Origin of the sequence: Burkholderia aenigmatica (assembly GCF_902499175.1) — a bacterium.
GTDB lineage: Bacteria > Pseudomonadota > Gammaproteobacteria > Burkholderiales > Burkholderiaceae > Burkholderia > Burkholderia aenigmatica.
In genome coordinates this window covers 1-18,501 of sequence record NZ_CABVQC010000109.1, presented here as the reverse complement: position 1 = coordinate 18,501, position 18,501 = coordinate 1, and the positions used below count along the sequence as shown (strand labels likewise).

Genomic DNA, 18,501 nt, shown 5'->3' with positions numbered 1-18,501 from the left:
TGAAATACAAAACGCCCGATGCGGTGCATCGGGCGTTCTAGCGTCTGGATACTGTCAACCTATTCCAGGACTTGACATCGAGCAAGGCAGAGGGACGGCCCATGCGGCGCAGAAAGCACCGGGCCGGTACCGCCGGTGCGCTTACGCGCGACCGAGCTCGTCGCCCATTTCCTTCGCGCGCGCTTCGGCCGCGAGCGCACCGCGCACGATCGCGTCCTTCACGCCTTGCGCGTCGAACGACGCGAGCGCGGCGGCTGTCGTGCCGCCCTTCGACGTCACGCGTTCGCGCAGCACGCTCGCAGGCTCGCCCGATTGCGCAGCGAGTTGCGCGGCACCCGTGAACGTCGCGACCGCGAGAGCACGACCCTGTTCGTCGTTCATGCCGAGCTGGCGCGCGGCTTCCTGTAGCGCTTCGATGAAATAGAACACGTAGGCCGGGCCGCTGCCCGAAATGGCCGTAACGGCGTCGAGCTTCGACTCGTCGTCGAACCACACGATCTCGCCGACCGCGCCAAGCACGTTCGACGCGAGTTCGCGGCCCGCCGCATCGACGCCAGGCAGCGCGGCGAGGCCCGTCACGCCCATGCCGACGAGCGCGGGTGTGTTCGGCATCGTGCGCACGACGCGCGGGTAGTCGCCGAGCCAGCGCGCCAGATCGCTGCCGCGGATGCCGGCTGCGATGCTGATCACGAGCTGCGACTTCAGGTGCGGCGCGAGCGCCTGCGCGACGTCCTTCAGCACCTGCGGCTTCACTGCGAGCACGACCGCGTCGTAGTCGGCGAGCGTCGCGTCGATGGCCGCGCCGGTGCGCACGCCGAACTGCTGCGCGGCGCGCGCGCGCACCTCGTCGTTGACGTCGATGGCATACAGGCCGTCAGCGGCAACGCCGCGCTTGATCAGGCCGCCGATCAGGGCCGCGGCCATGTTGCCGCCGCCGATGAATGCGATTTTCATGATGTCCGATTGAGCGAGTGAGTGAACAGTAGGGCGTAAAGGGTGCGGTGTTCAGTGCGAGTAATCGCGCGCGCCGAAGATCGCGGTGCCGACGCGCACGATCGTCGCGCCTTCGAGCACGGCCGCATCGAGATCGGCGGACATGCCCATCGACAGCGTGTCGAGCGGCAGGCCGTCGGCGCGTAACGCGTCGAACAGTATGCGCAGCGCGCGATGCGGCGCGCGTTGCGCTTCGGTGTCGCCGGCCGGTTCGGGAATCGCCATCAGGCCGCGCAGCCGCAGCGACGGCAGCGCCGCGACCGCGCGCGCGACCTCGGCCACGTCGGCCGGCGCGACGCCGCTCTTCGACGCCTCGCCGCTGATGTTCACCTGCACGCACACGTTGAGCGGCGGCAGGTGCGCGGGGCGTTGTTCCGACAGGCGCTGCGCGATCTTCAGCCGGTCGACCGAATGGACCCAGTCGAAGCGTTCGGCCACCGGGCGCGTCTTGTTCGATTGCAGCGGCCCGATGAAATGCCATTCGAGGCTGGCGCGCAGGTCGGCGAGCGCGTCGATCTTGTCGATCGATTCCTGCACGTAGTTTTCGCCGAAGGCGCGCTGCCCGGCCGCATGCGCGGCGCGCACGTCGTCGGCGGGAAACGTTTTGGACACGGCGAGCAGCGACACGGAGGCGGGATCGCGGCCGGCCGCGCGGGCGGCGTCGGCGATGCGGTGATGAACGGATTCGAGACGGGCGGCGAGATCGGACATGACGGACACGAAAGCAGGCACGGAAGCGGGCATGGAGCGGATGCGCCGCGGCACGCGACGCATCGATCCGCCCATTATACGGACGCCGCGCGCGAGGCCCAGCGCCCATCCGTCATTCGCATGAACCGGCCCTAGCCGTACAGCAGATGCTCGACGAGCTGGATCCAGTGGGCGACCGGAATCTGCGTGCCGCTCTGCAGGTGCGCGATGCAGCCGACGTTGCCGGAGACGATCATCTGCGGTTCGAGCGCCTGCAGCTTCAGCAGCTTCTGCTTGCGCAAGCGGTACGACAGCGACGGCTGCGTCAGCGAATAGGTGCCGGCCGAGCCGCAGCAGAGATGGCTGTCGGCCGGCAGCCGCACGTCGATGCCGAGCGTCTCGAGCAGGCGTTCGACCTTGCCGCGCGACTGCTGGCCGTGCTGCAGCGTGCACGGCGGGTGGTACGCGACCGTATGGATCGCGCGGCGTCGCGCGAGCGTCGCGAGCTCGGCCTCGAACGCGAGCAGCACATCCGAGATGTCGCGCGTGAGCGACACGATGCGCTGCGCCTTCTCCGCGTAGGCCGGGTCGTCGCGCAGCAGGTGCGCGTATTCGAGCACCGTCGCGCCGCAGCCCGACGCGTTCATCACGATCGCCTCGACGCCCTGTTCGACATGGGGCCACCATGCGTCGATGTTGCGGCGTGCGTCGTCGAGCGCTTCGTCGTGATAGTTCAGGTGCAGGCGGATCGCGCCGCAGCAGCCCGCATCGGGCGCGACGACCGTTTCGATGCCGAGCGCGTCGAGCACACGCGCGGTCGCGATGTTGATGTTCGGCAGCATCGACGGCTGCACGCAGCCGCCGAGCATCAGCATCTTGCGCGTATGCGTGAGGTGCGGCCATTCGAGCAGCCGCGTGCGCGGCGGCACCTTGTCGCGCAGCCGCTTCGGCAGCAGCGGCCGCACGTGCTGGCCGAGTCGCATCACTGGCGAGAACAACGCCTCGTTCGGCACGAGGCTCGCGAGCAGGCGGCGCACGAGCCGCTGCTGCACCGGGCGCTTCACCTGCGCCTCGACGTGCTTGCGGCCGATCTCCACGAGCCGGCCGTACTGGACGCCGGACGGGCAGGTCGTCTCGCAGCTGCGGCACGTGAGGCAGCGGTCGAGGTGCTGCTGCGTGCTGCGCGTGACGGGCGCGCCTTCGACCATCTGCTTGATCAGGTAGATCCGGCCGCGCGGGCCGTCGAGTTCGTCGCCGAGCAACTGGTAGGTCGGGCAGGTCGCGGTACAGAATCCGCAATGCACGCACTTGCGCAATATCGCGTCGGCCTCGTCGCCGTCGGGCGTATTGCGGATGAAATCGGCGAGGTTCGTTTGCATCGCTCAGAGATCCGGGTAGAGCCGGCCGCGGTTGAAGATGCGCGCGGGATCGAACGCGGCCTTCAGCCCGCGGTGAATTTTCATCATCGGGGCGGGGAGCGGCGTGAACACGCCCGCGCTGCGGTCGTACGCGTCGCCCGCGCGGAACAGCGTCGCGTGGCCGCCGGCCTGCTTTGCGCTCATCCGCACGGTCTGTGCATCGGCGTCGGTGATCCACCAGCGCTGCGCGCCACCCCATTCCATCAACTGGGTGCCCGGCAGGTGCATCGGTTCGGTGATCGACGGCAGTGCGAGGCGCCACAGTGCATAGCCGGGCGGGATGCCGTTGAAGAACGGGTCGGTATGCTCGCGCAGGCCGGCCCAGAAACGCTCGGCCTCGACCGCGTCGACGACTTCGCCGCCGAGCTGCGTCTTTGCGGATTTCACGGCTGCCTCGGCGCCCGACAGGCGCAGCACGAGCGTGCCGTTGCGCCACCCGCTCGCGCTGACGGGCAGCGGATGGCCGCCCCATTCGTTGAGCTTGCGTACCGCGTCGGTCGCGGTCATCTCGAACTTCAGCGTGACTTCGGCGACGGGCATCGGCAGCACCTTGATCGACAGGTCGAGCATCAGCCCGAGCGTGCCGAGCGCGCCGGCCATCAGCCGCGACACGTCGTAGCCGGCGACGTTCTTCACGACCTGCCCGCCGAAGCGCAGCATTTCGCCGCGGCCGTTCATCAGCGTGACGCCGAGCACGAAATCGCGCGGCGCGCCGCAGGTAGCGCGCCGCGGGCCCGCGAGACCGGCCGCGACGCAGCCGCCGACGGTGGCCGCGCGGCCGAAGTGCGGCGGCTCGAACGGCAGCATCTGGCCGCACTCGGCGAGGACGGTTTCAAGCTGCGCGAGCGGCGTGCCCGCGCGGACCGTGACGACGAGTTCGGCCGGGTCGTACGACACGACGCCCTGAAACGCGCGCGTGTCGAGTATTTCGCCCTCGAGCGCCTGGCCGTACCAGTCCTTGGTGCCGCCGCCGCGAATCCGCAGCGGCCGGCCGTCGGCACTGGCGGCGCGGACGCGCTCGGCCCATCCGGCGACGATGTCGTCCTCTTCCATGTTCTGTTGCTGCCTCGACTTGTTGTTCGGTCGATTGTACCGGGGTGGCGCGAATCCACATCGCGACTATCCCTAAGCCCCGTATCGCAGACCGCATGCTTGCGCCGCCGCGCGAACGTGGCCGTCCGCCGCGACCCGGCCGCCGGCCCGGGCCAGCGTACCGCGCGCCATGCTCAGAAACGCGGCAGGTCGGGGTGCGGCAGCAGCCCGCCGCGCACGTGCTGGCGACCGTACTCGGCGCAGCGCGCACGGGTCGGGATGCCCTTGTCCGGGTTCAGCAGCCCGGCCGGATCGAACGCGCGCTTGACCGCGAAGAACGCATCGCGCTCCTGCGGCGAGAACTGTACGCACATCGAATTGAGCTTCTCGATGCCGACGCCGTGCTCGCCCGTCACGCTGCCGCCGAATTCCACGCAGCATTCGAGGATTTCCGCGCCGAACTGCTCGGCGCGGTGCAACTCGTCCGGATCGTTCGCGTTGTAGAGGATCAGCGGATGCATGTTGCCGTCGCCCGCGTGGAACACGTTGATGCAGCGCAGCCCGTAGCGCGTTTCGAGCTGCTCGATGCGTGCGAGCAGCGGGCCGATCGCACGGCGCGGCACGGTGCCGTCCATGCAGTAATAGTCGGCGGAAATCCGGCCGGCGGCCGGGAACGCGTTCTTGCGGCCCGACCAGAAGCGCAGCCGCTCGTGTTCGTTGCGCGATACCTGGATGCGCGTCGCGCCATGCTCGCGCAGCACGGCCGTCATCCGCACGATCTCTTCCGCGACTTCTTCCGGCGTGCCGTCCGATTCGCACAGCAGGATCGCCTTCGCGTCGAGGTCGTAGCCCGCGTGCGTGAACGCCTCGACGGCCTGCGTGGCCGGCTTGTCCATCATTTCGAGCCCGGCCGGGATGATCCCCGACGCGATGATCGCCGCGACGGCCTCGCCGCCCTTGACCACGTCGTCGAAGCTCGCCATCACGAGCTGGGCCGTTTGCGGCTTCGGGATCAGCCTCACCGTGACCTCGGTGACGATCGCGAACATCCCTTCGCTGCCGATCATCACGGCGAGCAGGTCGAGGCCCGGCATGTCGAGCGCGAGCGAGCCGAACTCGACGATCTCGCCGTCGATCGTCACCGCGCGCACGCGCATCACGTTGTGAACGGTCAGACCGTATTTCAGGCAGTGCACGCCGCCGGAATTTTCCGCGACGTTGCCGCCGATCGTGCACGCGATCTGCGACGACGGATCGGGCGCGTAATACAGGCCGTACGGCGCGGCAGCTTCCGAGATCGCGAGGTTGCGCACGCCGGGTTGCACGGTCGCCGTGCGCGCGTAAGGATCGACTTCGACGATGCGCGTGAAGCGCGCAAGCGACAGCACGACGCCGAGCGCGATCGGCAGTGCGCCGCCCGACAGGCTCGTGCCCGCGCCGCGCGGCACGATCGGCACTTCCATGCGGCGGCAGATCTGCACGATCCGCTGCACCTGCGACTCCGTTTCGGGCAGCGCGACCGCGAGCGGCAGGCGGCGGTACGCGGACAGGCCGTCGCATTCGTACGGTGCCGTGTCTTCGTCGCGGTACAGCAGGCAGTGCGTCGGCAGCACGGCCATCAGCGCCTGCACGACTTCGCGCTGGCGCTGCGCGCGTGCCGCGCTCGACAGTTCGACGGGAGCGTTCATGGGGTCTCCTGCAGCAGGCGGCGCGGTGTCGCGACGCCGTCTCAGCACGTGAAAATCTTGCCCGGATTCATCAGGTTGCGCGGGTCGAGCGCGAGCTTGATCGCACGCATCGTGTCGATCGCGTTGTCGCCGTGCTCCTTCGGCAGGAAGCGCATCTTGTGCAGCCCGACGCCGTGCTCGCCCGTGCAGGTGCCGCCGAGGCGCAGCGCGCGCTCGACGATCCGGTCGTTGATGAGCTCGGCTTCGGCGATTTCCTCCGGCTTGTCGGGGTCGATCAGGATCGCGACGTGGAAATTGCCGTCGCCGACGTGGCCGACGATCGGGCAGGGCAGCGACGACGCGCGCAGGTCGACTTCGGTTTCCTCGACGCACGCGGCGAGCTGCGAGATCGGCACGCAGACGTCGGTCGTCACCGCGCGGCAACCGGGTTTCAACTGCAGCATCGCGAAATACGCGTTGTGGCGGGCGGCCCAGAGGCGGCTGCGGTCTTCGGGGCGGGTTGCCCATTCGAAGCCCTGGCCGTTGTTTTGGCCCGCGAGCGTCTGCACGAGTTCGGCCTGTTCCTTCACGCCGGCCTCGGTGCCGTGGAATTCGAAGAACAGCGTCGGCGCTTCGGTGAGCGTCAGGTTCGAATGGCGGTTGATCGAGCGCACGGCAAGCGCGTCGACGAACTCGACGCGCGCGATCGGCACGCCGATCTGGATCGTCTCGATCACGGTGCGCACTGCGTCGCTCATCGACGGGAACGTGCAGATCGCGGCCGACACGGCCTCGGGCAGCGGATGCAGGCGCAGCGTGATCTCGGTGATCACGCCGAGCGTGCCTTCGGAGCCGACGAACAGGCGCGTGAGGTCGTAGCCGGCCGACGACTTGCGGGCGCGCGAGCCGGTTTTCACCACGCGGCCGTCGGCGAGCACGGCGGTCAGGCCGAGCACGTTCTCGCGCATCGTGCCGTAGCGCACGGCGTTGGTGCCCGACGCGCGGGTCGCAGTCATCCCGCCGATGCTGGCGTCGGCGCCCGGGTCGATCGGGAAGAACAGGCCGGTGTCGCGCAGCGCTTCGTTGAGCGCCTTGCGCGTGATGCCCGGCTCGACCGTCACGGTCAGGTCTTCGGCGTTGATCGACAGCACGCGGTTCATTTCCGACAGGTCGAGCGATACGCCGCCGCGCACCGCGAGCAGGTGACCTTCGAGCGACGAGCCGGCGCCGTACGGGATCAGCGGTACGCTGTACAGCGCGCACAGCGACACGACTTCGCGCACGTCGTCCGTGCTGTGCGCGAACACGACGGCGTCGGGCAGTTGCGGGTCGAACGGCGATTCGTCGCGGCCGTGATGGGCGCGGACGGCGTCGGCGGTCGACACGCGCTCGCCGAAGGCGGCGCGCAGCGCATCGAGCATGGCAGGGGGAAGGGGACGGCGCGTGGCGGCCGGCGGGGCGGGGTGATTCACGAATGTCTCCTGACGACTGCTTGTCAAACTTTCGGCCCATTCTACGCTGGAACGCCTGCTGCGGCCCCCGCCGCGGGCTGCGATAATCGCGTTCCACGGCAACCCGTGGCCGCACGGCGGCCGCGCACCAGAGGACATTCGCATGGGCAACCGCTTGAGCAAGATCGCCACGCGCACCGGCGACGATGGCACCACCGGCCTCGGCGACGGACGGCGCATCGGCAAGGACGATGTGCGGATCGCCGCGATCGGCGACGTCGACGAACTGAATTCGAACCTCGGCGTGCTGCTCGCCGAGCCGCTGCCCGACGACGTGCGCACGGCGCTCGTCACGATCCAGCACGACCTGTTCGACCTTGGCGGCGAGCTGTGCATCCCCGGCCACACGGTGATTGACGACACGCACCTCGCGCGCCTCGACCGCTGGCTCGCCGATTACAACGGGACGCTGCCGCCGCTGAAGGAGTTCATCCTGCCGGCCGGCTCCCGCGCGGCGTCGCTCGCGCACGTGTGCCGGGTGGTGTGCCGCCGTGCGGAGCGCTCGATCGTCGCGCTCGGGCGCAACGACGCGCTCAATGATGCACCGCGGCGTTACGTGAACCGGCTGTCGGATCTGCTGTTCGTGCTGGCGCGCGTGCTGAACCGCACCGACGGCGGGGCGGACGTGCTGTGGGAGCGCGGCCGCGTCCGCTGACGCCGCGCAAGGATTGCCGCACTGCGACAATTTGCCCGAGGGACGGGCAATTTTAAAGATGTATCGTATCTACATGTTTAACGGAGAACGAACATGACCCCCATTACCGCTGACCAGATGGCTCGCGTGAAGGCCACTGCCCCTGTCCTCGCCGTGCACGGTGCGACGATCACGAAGCACTTCTACCAGCGCATGTTCGCGCGCCATCCGGAACTGAAGAACCTGTTCAACCAGACGCACCAGAAGACCGGCAGCCAGCCGGAGACGCTCGCGAAGGCCGTCTATGCGTATGCGGCGAACATCGACAACCTCGGCGCGCTGGGCGGCGCCGTGTCGCACATTGCGCACAAGCACGCGAGCCTGAACATCCGCCCCGAGCATTACCCGATCGTCGGCGAGAACCTGCTCGCGTCGATCGTCGAGGTGCTCGGCGATGCAGTCGACGCCGACACGCTCGAAGCATGGCGCGTCGCGTACGGCCAGCTCGCTCAGATCCTGATCGGCGCCGAGGCCGACCTGTATGCAGGCGCCGCATGGAGCGGGTTCCGCCCGTTCAAGGTCGAGCGCAAGGTGCGCGAGAGCGACGAGATCACGTCGTTCTACCTGACGCCGGCGGACGGCGGCGCGGCACCGACGTTCGAACCGGGCCAGTACATCACGGTGAAGCGCTTCGTCGGCGACCTCGGTGTTGACCAGCCGCGCCAGTACAGCCTGTCCGACGCGCCGAACGGCAAGTGGCTGCGCATCTCGGTGAAGCGCGAAGCCGGCAAGCCGGAAGTCATTCCGGCCGGCAAGGTGTCGACGCTGATGCACGACGGCGTCGAGGAGGGTGCGATCGTCGAGGTGACCGCGCCGATGGGCGAATTCTCGCTGAAGCGTGGCGTCGAGACGCCGGTCGTGCTGATCTCGGGCGGCGTCGGCATTACGCCGATGATGTCGATGGCGTCGACGCTGGTCGCGGAAGGCAGCAAGCGCGACGTGCGGTTCGTCCATGCATGCCGTTCGGGCGCGGTGCACGCGTTCCGCGACTGGCTGAACGACACGGTGCGGGCGAATGCGAACGTGAAGCGCACGGTGCTGTACGAGCAGGTCGGCCCGAACGATCGCGTCGGCGTCGACTACGACCTCGAAGGCCGTCTCACGCCGGAGCGCGTGAAGGAATTCGCGCTGGTGCCGGATGCCGACTACTACATCTGCGGCCCGATCGCGTTCATGAAGGCGCAGCGTGACGCGCTGATCGCACTCGGTGTGGCGTCGGAGCGCGTGAACACCGAAATCTTCGGTTCGGGCGCGCTCGAGTGACGCGTACCCGCAAGGTCTGCGACCAATGAAAAAGCCCGGCGCGAGCCGGGCTTTGATTTTGTGGCAGGCAGCGCGTCAGGCACGCAGCATCAGCGTGGCGTGATAGCGCCACACCTTGGGATCGGCGCTGACGAGCGGCATGCCTTCATGGAGGGCCTGCGCGACCATCACGCGGTCGAACGGATCGGCATGATCCGGAAAATCAGGCAATGCGGCGACCCCTTCGATGTGATCGCCGCTGATCGGCAATTCCGCAAAACCAGCGAGCCGGAACGCCGAACGCGCGGATGGACGGGCAGATTGCCTTTGCGATACTTGATCGCGATTTCCCAGGTGGACGCGGCGCTGACGTACAGCGTGTTTTCGGGATGTTCGATCAATGCGGTCGCGGTCGCCGAAAGGTGAGGCGCGCCTTCGGCTGCCCAGAGCGCGATGTGCGTATCGAGCAGCAGCTTCACGGTGCGAGCCCGTGTTCCGAGTTGGCATCGAAGTCTGCAGCGATCGATTCATCGCCGGCATTGAATGCCTCGACGGTTGTCGGGATGTTCAGCCCGGCAAGCAACTGACGGGCTGCGCCGATCCGCTTTGGCGCAGTATAAGGAACGATCCGGGCAACCGGATGACCATTTCGGGCGATCACGACTTCGGATTCGCGCCCCAGTTCAAGCGCTTCAACGAGGCTTGAGAGCCGCGACTTGGCATCGTGCATGTTGACGGTCGGCATGGTCACCCTCCCTGGTTAGCTAGATGATGTTAGCTAGTCTGGCAGAGCGAAACGACGACCGCAGGCTGGCCGCATGGCCAACCCGCCGTCAGGCGGGGCCATGCGGTCAGCCTGTCTCGGTGTGCGATCAGTTCCCGCTGCCGCGCGCGACGCGGCGTGCCTTGACCGATTCCGCGAGACCTTCGAGTACCTTCACGCTGTCGTCCCACGCGATGCACGCATCGGTGATGCTCTGGCCGTAGGTCAGTTCGCAGCCTTCCTTCAGGTCCTGGCGGCCCTCGACGAGGTGCGACTCGATCATCACGCCGACGATGCGGGCGTCGCCGGCCGCGACCTGGCGGCCGATGTCCGCGCACACGGGGATCTGGTTCTCGTGTTTCTTCGAGCTGTTCGCGTGGCTCGCGTCGATCATCAGGCGTGCGGCGAGGCCGGCCTTGCCGATGTCCGCGCAGGCGGCGTTCACGCTGTCCGCGTCGTAGTTCGGCGTCTTGCCGCCGCGCAGGATCACGTGGCAGTCCTCGTTGCCGGCGGTCGACACGATCGCCGAATGGCCGCCCTTCGTCACCGACAGGAAATGGTGCGGCTGCGACGCGGCCTTGATCGCGTCGACCGCGATCTTCACGTTGCCGTCGGTGCCGTTCTTGAAGCCGACCGGGCACGACAGCCCCGACGCGAGTTCGCGGTGCACCTGCGACTCGGTGGTGCGTGCGCCGATCGCGCCCCACGAGATCAGGTCGGCGATGTACTGCGGGCTGATCATGTCGAGGTATTCGGTCGCGGCCGGCAGCCCCATTTCGTTGATCTGCAGCAGCAGCTCGCGCGCGGTGCGCAACCCTTCGTTGATCTTGAAGCTGTTGTCGAGGTGCGGATCGTTGATGAGGCCCTTCCAGCCGACCGTCGTGCGCGGCTTTTCGAAGTACACGCGCATCACGATTTCCAGTTCGCCCTTGAAGCGCTCGCGCTCCTTCGCCAGCCGCCCCGCGTACTCGATCGCCGCCTTCGTGTCGTGGATCGAGCACGGCCCGATCACGACGATCAGCCGGTCGTCCATCCCGTGCAGGATGCGGTGCATCGACTGGCGCGAGTTGTAGATCAGCTCGGACGCGGCTTCGGAGCACGCGAATTCGCGAATCAGGTGGGCGGGCGGCGTGAGTTCCTTGAGTTCACGAATGCGGACGTCGTCGGTGTTGTGCGGGGGCATGCTGTTTCTCCTTGGTTCCGGGCGCCGTTCGGTCAGTGCGCGTGCGGCAGATTCATCAATTCAAGCGATTCAGTGGTTTCGGTCGGGGCCGCGGGACCGCTGCGGCGGCGACCGGGTGGCGAAGGGCGAAAAAAAACCGCCGGGTTCGCCGGCGGTTTTTTCGGGAATTTCGGTTGCGCTTTACGCGCCATCAACCCTCTCGATCCGCCAGCGGTCTGAGATACCAAAAAAAGTAAAAGTAAAACTTGGCGGACATGACGGAGATTCGGTTCGTCAAAAAAGTTGATTCGGAATTTATACCCCGTCGCCGGGCGGCTGGCAACCGGGGAACGTCGAAAATGCGGACATTCCGCGCGTTTTCTTCAAAATGCGCGGAATGTCTGCGCCGCGATGCGGTTATGCCGTACCGCCGACCGTCATCCTGTCGATCCGCAGGGTCGGCTGGCCGACGCCGACCGGTACGCTCTGGCCTTCCTTGCCGCACACGCCGACACCCGAGTCGAGCGACATGTCGTTGCCGATCATGCTCACGTCCTTCAGCGATTCGGGGCCGCTGCCGATCAGCGTCGCGCCCTTCACCGGGTAGGTGATCTTGCCGTTCTCGATCATGTACGCCTCGGACGCCGAGAACACGAACTTGCCGTTCGTGATGTCGACCTGGCCGCCGCCGAAGTTCACCGCGTACAGGCCGTTCTTCACCGACGCGATGATTTCCTGCGGATCCTTGTCGCCGTTCAGCATGTACGTGTTGGTCATGCGCGGCATCGGCAGCGCCGCGTACGACTCGCGCCGCGCGTTGCCCGTGACCGGCATCTTCATCAGGCGCGCGTTCAGCGTGTCCTGGATGTAGCCCTTCAGGATGCCGTCCTCGATCAGCGTCGTGCACTGCGTCGGGTTGCCTTCGTCGTCGATGTTCAGCGAGCCGCGGCGGTTCGGCAGCGTGCCGTCGTCGACGACGGTCACGCCCTTCGCGGCGACCCGCTCGCCGATCCGGCCCGCGAATGCCGACGAACCCTTGCGGTTGAAGTCGCCCTCGAGACCGTGGCCGATCGCCTCGTGCAGCAGCACGCCCGGCCAGCCCGGCCCGAGCACGACCGTCATCGCACCGGCCGGCGCGGGACGGGCGTCGAGGTTGACGAGCGCCGCATGCACGGCGTCGTCGACGTAGCGCGACAGCACTTCGTCGGTGAAGTAGCCGTAGTCGAAGCGGCCGCCGCCGCCGCCGGAGCCGATCTCGCGGCGGCCGTTCTGCTCGGCGATCACCGTGACCGACACGCGCACGAGCGGGCGGATGTCGGCCGCGAGCGCGCCGTCGCTGCGCGCGACCAGCACGACGTCGTATTCGCCGGCGAGGCCTGCCATCACCTGCGTGATGCGCGGGTCGCGGCCGCGCGCCATCTGTTCGATGCGCTCGAGCAGCTTGACCTTGGCCGTCGCGTCGAGCGACGCGAGCGGATCGGACGGCAGGTACAGGTCGCGGCCCGAGATGCCCTTCAGCGACGTGGCCGCCTTGATTTTCTGGCGGCCGCCGCCGGCCGCCGCGATCGCCTTGGTGGCCGCCGCGGCTTGTGCGATCGCTTCCGGCGACAGGTCGTCCGAGTACGCGAATGCGGTGCGGTCGCCCGCGACCGCGCGCACGCCGACGCCCTGGTCGATGCTGAAGCTGCCCGATTTGACGATGCCTTCCTCGAGGCTCCACGCTTCGCTGCGGGTCGCCTGGAAGTACAGGTCCGCGTAGTCGACGCGATGCGTGAAGATGTCGGCGATCGTGCGCGTGAGCAGGCTTTCGTCGAGGCCATACGGCGTGAGCAGGATGTCCTTCGCCAGCGCGAGGTTGCGGATGCCGGGTTCGATGATGTTCATGCGGATATCGGGGTTTCTCAAAAAGTTGTCGGGTGCTTCTGGGCAGATGGGTTGGCCGTGCGGCGTTTCAAGCGGCGCGGGGGATTCAGGTCAGCACGCGGTGCCGCCACGCGGGCAGGCTCTGGCGCACGTCGGTGATGCGCTGCGGATCGATCGCGCCGAGCACGACGCTGGCGCCCACGTCGCGAACCGCGACGATCTCGCCCCACGGGTCGATCAGCATGCTGTGGCCCCAGGTGCGCCGGCCGTTCTCGTGCTTGCCGCCTTGCGCGGCCGCGAGCACGTAGCACTGGTTTTCGACGGCCCGCGCGCGCAGCAGCATTTCCCAGTGTGCGCGGCCCGTCGTATACGTAAACGCCGACGGTACGACGATCAGCGCGCAGTCGCCCATCCTGCGATACAGCTCCGGAAAGCGGAGATCGTAACAGACCGACAGGCCGACCCGCCCGAACGGCGCATCGAACGCGACGACCGTATCGCCCGCGCGGATCGTGCGGGCCTCGTCGAACGACTCGTTGCCTTTTTCGAAGTTGAACAGGTGGATCTTGTCGTAGCGCGCGGCTTCGTTGCCGGACGGATCGAACACGAGCGTCGTGTTCAGCACGCGATCGGGCTCCGGCGCCTTCAGCGGCAGCGTGCCGCCGATCACCCAGATGCCGTGGCGACGCGCGGCGTCCGCGAGGAAGTGCTGGATCGGGCCGTCCCGGTAGGGTTCGGCGAGCGCGAGCTTGTCGGTGTCGCGGTGCCCCATGAAGCAGAAATACTCGGGCAACAGCACGAGCTGCGCGCCTTCGCCAGCAGCTTCCGCAATCAGGCGGCGGGCTTCGGCGAGATTGCGCGTGACGTCCGGCGTGCTCACCATCTGCAGCGCGGCGACCTGGAAGGACGTGGCGGAACGGGTAGGGTCGGTCATCGCTGGATCGGTTGCGTCATAAATGGGGTGCGGCCCGGCACCGTGCGCGGTTCGGCGCGCGGCTCAATGGTTCGCCGCATCGGCCGGACCGTGATTCATCTTACCCTGATCGCCTTGCACCCGCTCGATGTGCGGGTGCGCCCACGAGCCGGTGATTGCGTAGTCGAGCGCGAACGCGCGCGACAGCGTCTCCGACAGCGCATAGTTCGCGGCCAGCACGCCGACGCCGAGCAGCGGGTTGATGATGGCCGCCCCGATCGCGGCTGCGCCCGCGCTGATTTTCGGCGCGACGTGCGCATGCAGGTCCTGCGTCTCGGTGCCGAGATCGACCGCGCCGCGCACGGTGACGTTCGCGGGCCCCGTCATCATCGAAAAGTCGTCGGTGCGGGCAATCCCGTTCGAGATCTGGCCGGTACCGGTGATCTTGTCGAACGGCAGCCCCTTGCCGATCACGTCGCGGAAATTCAGCGTCAGGAAGCGCGCGAGGCTCTGCAGGCTCAGCACGCCGAGGAGTTTCGCCGCACCCGGATCGACCTTCAGGATCTGGCCGTGTTCGAGATCGAGCGCAATCTGGCCGCCGAGCGACGGGAAGTCGAGTGCGGTCGGGCCGCCGCGCCAGCCGACCTTGCCCGTGACCGTGCCATGGCCGTCGGCAAGCGTGCGGGGCAGGCCGACGCGGTCGAGCAGTGCGCCCGCGTTGTCGATGTCGAGCTTGAAGTCGAATACGGTGCGGCGCGGCGCGTCGTTTTCGTCGGCGCCGCGGGCAAGCGCACGGCGTGACGTGCGCCAGTTGCCGGTCGCCGTCAGCTTCGCGGCCGGGTTCGACAGCTCCAGCTTGTCGAGCTGCCAGACCGGCGTGCCGGCTTCGTCGATATTGCGCGCGTTGACGACGAGGCGGCCGATGTCGTGGTTGCGCGCGACGACCTGGTCGACGATCAGGTCGATCGACGGCATCGGACGGTCGGTCGGCGTCGGCAGGTTCATCGCGCGGCCGACGAGATCGTGCTGCGCGCTGTCCGGGACCACGAGCTTCGCGAGCCGCGCGTTCAGCACGCCCGCGCCGTTGTGGCCGCCGCCCGGCGCCCACGACAGGTAGCCCGACACCTGGTTCGACGCGATGTTCGCCTGCCAGAGCTCGTCGATGTGCGACGCGCCGACGATCACGTTTTCCCAGTTGCGCTTGAGCAGCTTCAGCGTGCCGAAATGGAACGCGAAGCGCTTCGGCACGAAGCTCGCGAAATCGACGCGCGGCGCAGCCTGCGGCTCCGGCGCGCGCGGCGTGTCGGGTTTCAGCGTATGGGCCAGCGCGAGCCACGCATCGGCGTCCAGTTCGTTGACGTCGACGGCCGCGCTCACGCCGTCCTGCGGCATGTCGGGCATCCGGTGGATGCCCATCGCGCCGCGCACCGCGCGCAGCGGCTGGCCGCGCGTCGCGTCGAGCAGGTAGGTCGCGGACACGGGGCCGAGCGTCAGGTCGGCGTGTTCGAGGCGCTTGCCGTCCGCCTGCGGCGCCGGCTGTAGCGTGAAGCTGAACGGCATCGGCGTGCCGGCTGCCTTCGCGAACGGCGCCGGGAACTGCAGAGCGACGCCGGTCAGGTCGGAATGCGCGCTGATGTCGGGCAGGCGGCCCGGCGCACCGCGCACCGCGACCTTGTAGGGCGCGTCGCCGACCACGTGCTCGAGCAGCGCGGCGGCCGGGCCGTGCAGGTTCAGGCCGCGCGCGGCGTCGAGCGCGAGCCGGCCGTCCACGTCCACCGTGTACGGGCCGTGCGACTGGAAGTTACCGTTCGCGCGCACCGGGCCGCCGAGGAAGCGTCCCGACAGGTCGTGCAGCGACGCGCCGGCCTCGGTGAACCGGACGCTGCCTCGCAGCGCCGACAGCGGCGGCACGCCGCTGGCCGTCAGCGTATTGCCGCCGAACGCGAGCGCGCCTTCGACGTGCGTGTGCGGATGCGCGACGTGTTGCGGAATCGTGATCTTGAGCGCGAGCGACGCGGGCCCCTGCGCATCGATCCGCTGGCCGATATGGTTGCTCATCGTGCCGAGCGAGCTGTTGTCCGCGTAGTCGATCAGGTCGGCGAGCGGGCCCTGCGCATGGCCGTCGATGATCAGCGGCGAGTGGGTCGGATTGCCGAGATCGTCGATGCGGCCCGCGACCTTCGTCAGCGCGACGCGCTTGTAGTGCGCGCGGTGGATGTCGAAGCGCAGCTTGTTCTGCGCCAGCTCGAACACGCCGTCGATCCCGTCGAGCGCCGGCCAGACGCTCGGCGTGCCGTTCGCGAGCTTGCGCGGCGGGTACGGCGTCGGCTCGAAACGGCCGCCGGTGAACGGCGCGACGATGTGGAACACGCCGGCGTCCGGCTCGTGTTCGAACGGGAATTTTTCGAGCGGGCCGCGCGCGACGATCGACGCGCCCTTGGTCACCTGGCCGTCCTGCAGCGCGTGGCCGAGATAGTCGCGCAGGTGTTCGGACATCCCGGTCGGCAGGTAGCGCGGAATGCGCGCCACCGATGCGCGGGCGAAATCGGCGCGCAGGTCGAGCGAGCCGCGGCCGTGGCCGGGGTTCGTGTACGAGCCGGACACCGCGATTTCGGCGTCGGGGTTCGAGACGAGCAGGTCGGGCAGCGTCACGTCGACGCGCGCGTGCTTGTCGCCCGCCGCCGGTGTGATCACCCATCGGGCGTTGCCGCGCAACCGGTCGAACGTCAGGCGCGGCTCGTCGAATTCGCCGGGTACCGTGACGGCCGCGTTGACCGTATCGAAATGCGCGCTGCCGCCTGTCTCGTTCGCATCGACGCGGCCCCACAGATTCTCGATGCCTGGCCAGCCGGCGCGCGGGTGGCCGCGCGGCGACAGGCCGGGCGGCGGTTCCTGCGCGGCGAAGCTGATGCCCTGGAGATCGCCGAGGAAACGGTAGCGGACGATCGGTGCGGCGCCCGTGCGCCGCTCCTCGTCGGCGAGGTCGGCCCGCGCGGGCTTCGCGCGTTCGACCTCGATGTGATAGTTCGACACCATCCCGCGCGGGTCGATCTTGATCAGCTCGTTGCGCAGGCGTGCCGGCAGTGGCAGACCGCGGATGAACTCGCTGAGGATGCCGAGATCGACGCGATCGCCGACGACGCTCAGCAACTGCCCCTGGCTGGCGGTCGGCACGCGGTAGCGGGCCGTCAGCGTCGACAGCGCGAGCGAGCGGGCGAGCGGCGTGCCGTCCGGCAGCGGTGGCTGGCCGAGCTCCGCGTTGAAGCGCGTCAGGTGCAGCGTGTAGTCGTGCCCGGCATCGAGCTGCATGTCCCAGCCGAAGCCGACCGTCGGCACGTCGAGCCGCGGCTGCGTCGGACGCACGCGCAGCGCGACGTCCGCGCCTTGCAGGTCGCCGCCTGCCGAATGCAGGTGGCCGTCGCTGAAGGTGGCCCAGATCGCGTTGTCGATCCGGCCCGCGTGGATCGTGAGCGGCATGTCGAGGTAGCGCGCCAGCGTCTGCAGGTCGACGGGACCCGTCGACAGGTACGCGTCGCCCGTCCAGTTCGACGGCTTGCCGACCGGCGCGAGCGGCTTGTGCCTGAAGCGCGCGCGGAAATCGAGCGGGCCGAGCAGCAGCGTGCCGTTCGCGGGCGCCTGCAGCGCGGCCTTGTGCACGCGGCCATTGTTGAGCACCGCGAGCCGGATGCCCGACAGCACGAGCTCCGGCGCGTCATGTTGCGCGTCGCGCCAGCGCAGCGTGCCGCCGCGCAGCACGATCGCCTCCTGCTTCAGCAGCCACGTGCCGAACGTGTCGTTGCCGCCGTGGGTGGTCGCCACGCCGACGCCCGCGATGCTCAGCGAGCCGTCGGCCGCACGCGCGACCACGAGGTCGGGCTGGTCGACGATCAGGCTCGACAGCGCGGGCGACAGCCGCAGCAGCGACATCCACGACAGCGCGGCCGTCGCATGCGGCACCGACAGCGCGACCTTGCCGTCGCGGCCGCGGATCGTCAGGTTCGTGAGTTCGACGCCCGGCTGCATGCCCGACCAGTTCGGGGAAAGCTTGCCGATCGAAAGCTGCGCGTGGAGCTTGTCGGACACCGCGCGCTCGATGCGCGGGCGGAATTCGTCGATGCGGGGCAGCAGGACGTAGCGCAGCCCGAGGAACGCGCCGGACGCGACGAAGTAGGTGCCGATCCCGACTGCCAGCGTCACCCTGAACACGCGACGCAAGACCGGATGATCGTGCTTCGGAGGTCCCGCTTCGGGCGCAGCTACGGCGGATTCCTGACGGTCGGACATGCGGCGGACGGGCGGCGATATGGTAGTTTTGCAGACTGACGTTGAAATGTATCACACGGGTTCGTGCCGGCGGCCGTTGCGGCAGCGCGGCACGGGCTTTCCGGCGCGCGGTTTCGCGACGGGCGCACGCGCGCCCCGCGATGCCGCGCCGAGTTCATGGGCCGGTCGGGGGCGGGGCGCGCATGCGCTTCCCGTGCCGGCCGGCCGTTCCGCCAGGCCCGCTTCTCGATGACCGACGCTTCCGCCCTGATCTGCACGTCCTATTCCCG

14 protein-coding genes and 1 pseudogene are annotated in these 18,501 nt (G+C 68.4%); 3 read left to right on the top strand and 12 right to left on the bottom strand.

Annotation, left to right across the window (positions count from 1 at the left end; genetic code table 11):
* Nucleotides 1–141: 141 nt before the first annotated feature.
* From proC to BDO18943_RS40795, 6 genes are all read right to left on the bottom strand, one after another.
* On the bottom strand, nt 142–954 hold the full coding sequence (gene proC / locus BDO18943_RS40820; protein ID WP_175026525.1) for a pyrroline-5-carboxylate reductase: 813 nt from the start codon (nt 952–954) through the stop codon (nt 142–144).
* 51 nt (nt 955–1,005) lie between these two features.
* Nucleotides 1,006–1,704 (bottom strand): YggS family pyridoxal phosphate-dependent enzyme, encoded by a 699-nt coding sequence (locus BDO18943_RS40815; protein WP_175026524.1) that lies wholly within the window; start codon nt 1,702–1,704, stop codon nt 1,006–1,008.
* Between the two features lie 131 nt (nt 1,705–1,835).
* Complete coding sequence (gene glcF, locus BDO18943_RS40810; protein ID WP_043189583.1) at nt 1,836–3,062, bottom strand: glycolate oxidase subunit GlcF; 1,227 nt, start codon at nt 3,060–3,062, stop codon at nt 1,836–1,838.
* Between the two features lie 3 nt (nt 3,063–3,065).
* Nucleotides 3,066–4,154 (bottom strand): glycolate oxidase subunit GlcE, encoded by a 1,089-nt coding sequence (gene glcE / locus BDO18943_RS40805; protein WP_043189580.1) that lies wholly within the window; start codon nt 4,152–4,154, stop codon nt 3,066–3,068.
* A 173-nt stretch (nt 4,155–4,327) separates the two neighbouring features.
* The gene (locus BDO18943_RS40800; RefSeq protein ID WP_043189578.1) at nt 4,328–5,821 is read right to left on the bottom strand and encodes an FAD-linked oxidase C-terminal domain-containing protein; all 1,494 of its coding nucleotides are present in this window, start codon (nt 5,819–5,821) and stop codon (nt 4,328–4,330) included.
* A 41-nt stretch (nt 5,822–5,862) separates the two neighbouring features.
* Entirely contained in the window at nt 5,863–7,272 is a 1,410-nt protein-coding gene (locus tag BDO18943_RS40795) for an FAD-binding oxidoreductase (protein WP_175026523.1), read from the bottom strand.
* Between the two features lie 142 nt (nt 7,273–7,414).
* Here BDO18943_RS40795 and BDO18943_RS40790 point away from each other — a divergent pair, with 142 nt between their 5' ends.
* Both BDO18943_RS40790 and hmpA read left to right on the top strand, forming a co-directional pair.
* Entirely contained in the window at nt 7,415–7,966 is a 552-nt protein-coding gene (locus BDO18943_RS40790; protein WP_175026522.1) for a cob(I)yrinic acid a,c-diamide adenosyltransferase, read from the top strand.
* 93 nt (nt 7,967–8,059) lie between these two features.
* On the top strand, nt 8,060–9,268 hold the full coding sequence (gene hmpA / locus BDO18943_RS40785) for an NO-inducible flavohemoprotein (RefSeq protein ID WP_175026521.1): 1,209 nt from the start codon (nt 8,060–8,062) through the stop codon (nt 9,266–9,268).
* 75 nt (nt 9,269–9,343) lie between these two features.
* Here the strand turns inward: hmpA and BDO18943_RS40780 are convergent.
* The 3 genes and pseudogenes from BDO18943_RS40780 to aroG all read right to left on the bottom strand — a co-directional run bounded on the left by BDO18943_RS40780 (nt 9,344) and on the right by aroG (nt 11,193).
* Nucleotides 9,344–9,726 (bottom strand): annotated as a pseudogene (locus tag BDO18943_RS40780) (type II toxin-antitoxin system VapC family toxin).
* Complete coding sequence (locus tag BDO18943_RS40775; protein WP_175026520.1) at nt 9,723–9,992, bottom strand: type II toxin-antitoxin system Phd/YefM family antitoxin; 270 nt, start codon at nt 9,990–9,992, stop codon at nt 9,723–9,725. Before BDO18943_RS40775 ends, BDO18943_RS40780 begins: the two are co-directional and overlap by 4 nt.
* Before the next feature lie 127 nt (nt 9,993–10,119).
* Nucleotides 10,120–11,193 (bottom strand): 3-deoxy-7-phosphoheptulonate synthase AroG, encoded by a 1,074-nt coding sequence (gene aroG, locus BDO18943_RS40770; protein ID WP_175026519.1) that lies wholly within the window; start codon nt 11,191–11,193, stop codon nt 10,120–10,122.
* Here aroG and BDO18943_RS40765 point away from each other — a divergent pair.
* Nucleotides 11,192–11,479: a hypothetical protein gene (locus BDO18943_RS40765; RefSeq protein WP_175026518.1), complete on the top strand. Its 288-nt coding sequence runs from the start codon at nt 11,192–11,194 to the stop codon at nt 11,477–11,479. The genes aroG and BDO18943_RS40765 overlap by 2 nt on opposite strands.
* Nucleotides 11,480–11,589: 110 nt before the next feature.
* Here BDO18943_RS40765 and tldD read toward each other — a convergent pair whose 3' ends face one another.
* The 3 genes from tldD to BDO18943_RS40750 all read right to left on the bottom strand — a co-directional run bounded on the left by tldD (nt 11,590) and on the right by BDO18943_RS40750 (nt 18,232).
* Entirely contained in the window at nt 11,590–13,056 is a 1,467-nt protein-coding gene (gene tldD / locus BDO18943_RS40760; protein WP_059236024.1) for a metalloprotease TldD, read from the bottom strand.
* An 85-nt stretch (nt 13,057–13,141) separates the two neighbouring features.
* Nucleotides 13,142–13,969, bottom strand: coding sequence for a carbon-nitrogen hydrolase family protein (locus BDO18943_RS40755; protein WP_175026517.1), 828 nt, complete (start codon nt 13,967–13,969; stop codon nt 13,142–13,144).
* A gap of 63 nt (nt 13,970–14,032) precedes the next feature.
* Entirely contained in the window at nt 14,033–18,232 is a 4,200-nt protein-coding gene (locus BDO18943_RS40750) for a YhdP family phospholipid transporter (RefSeq protein ID WP_175026516.1), read from the bottom strand.
* Nucleotides 18,233–18,501 lie beyond the last annotated feature (269 nt).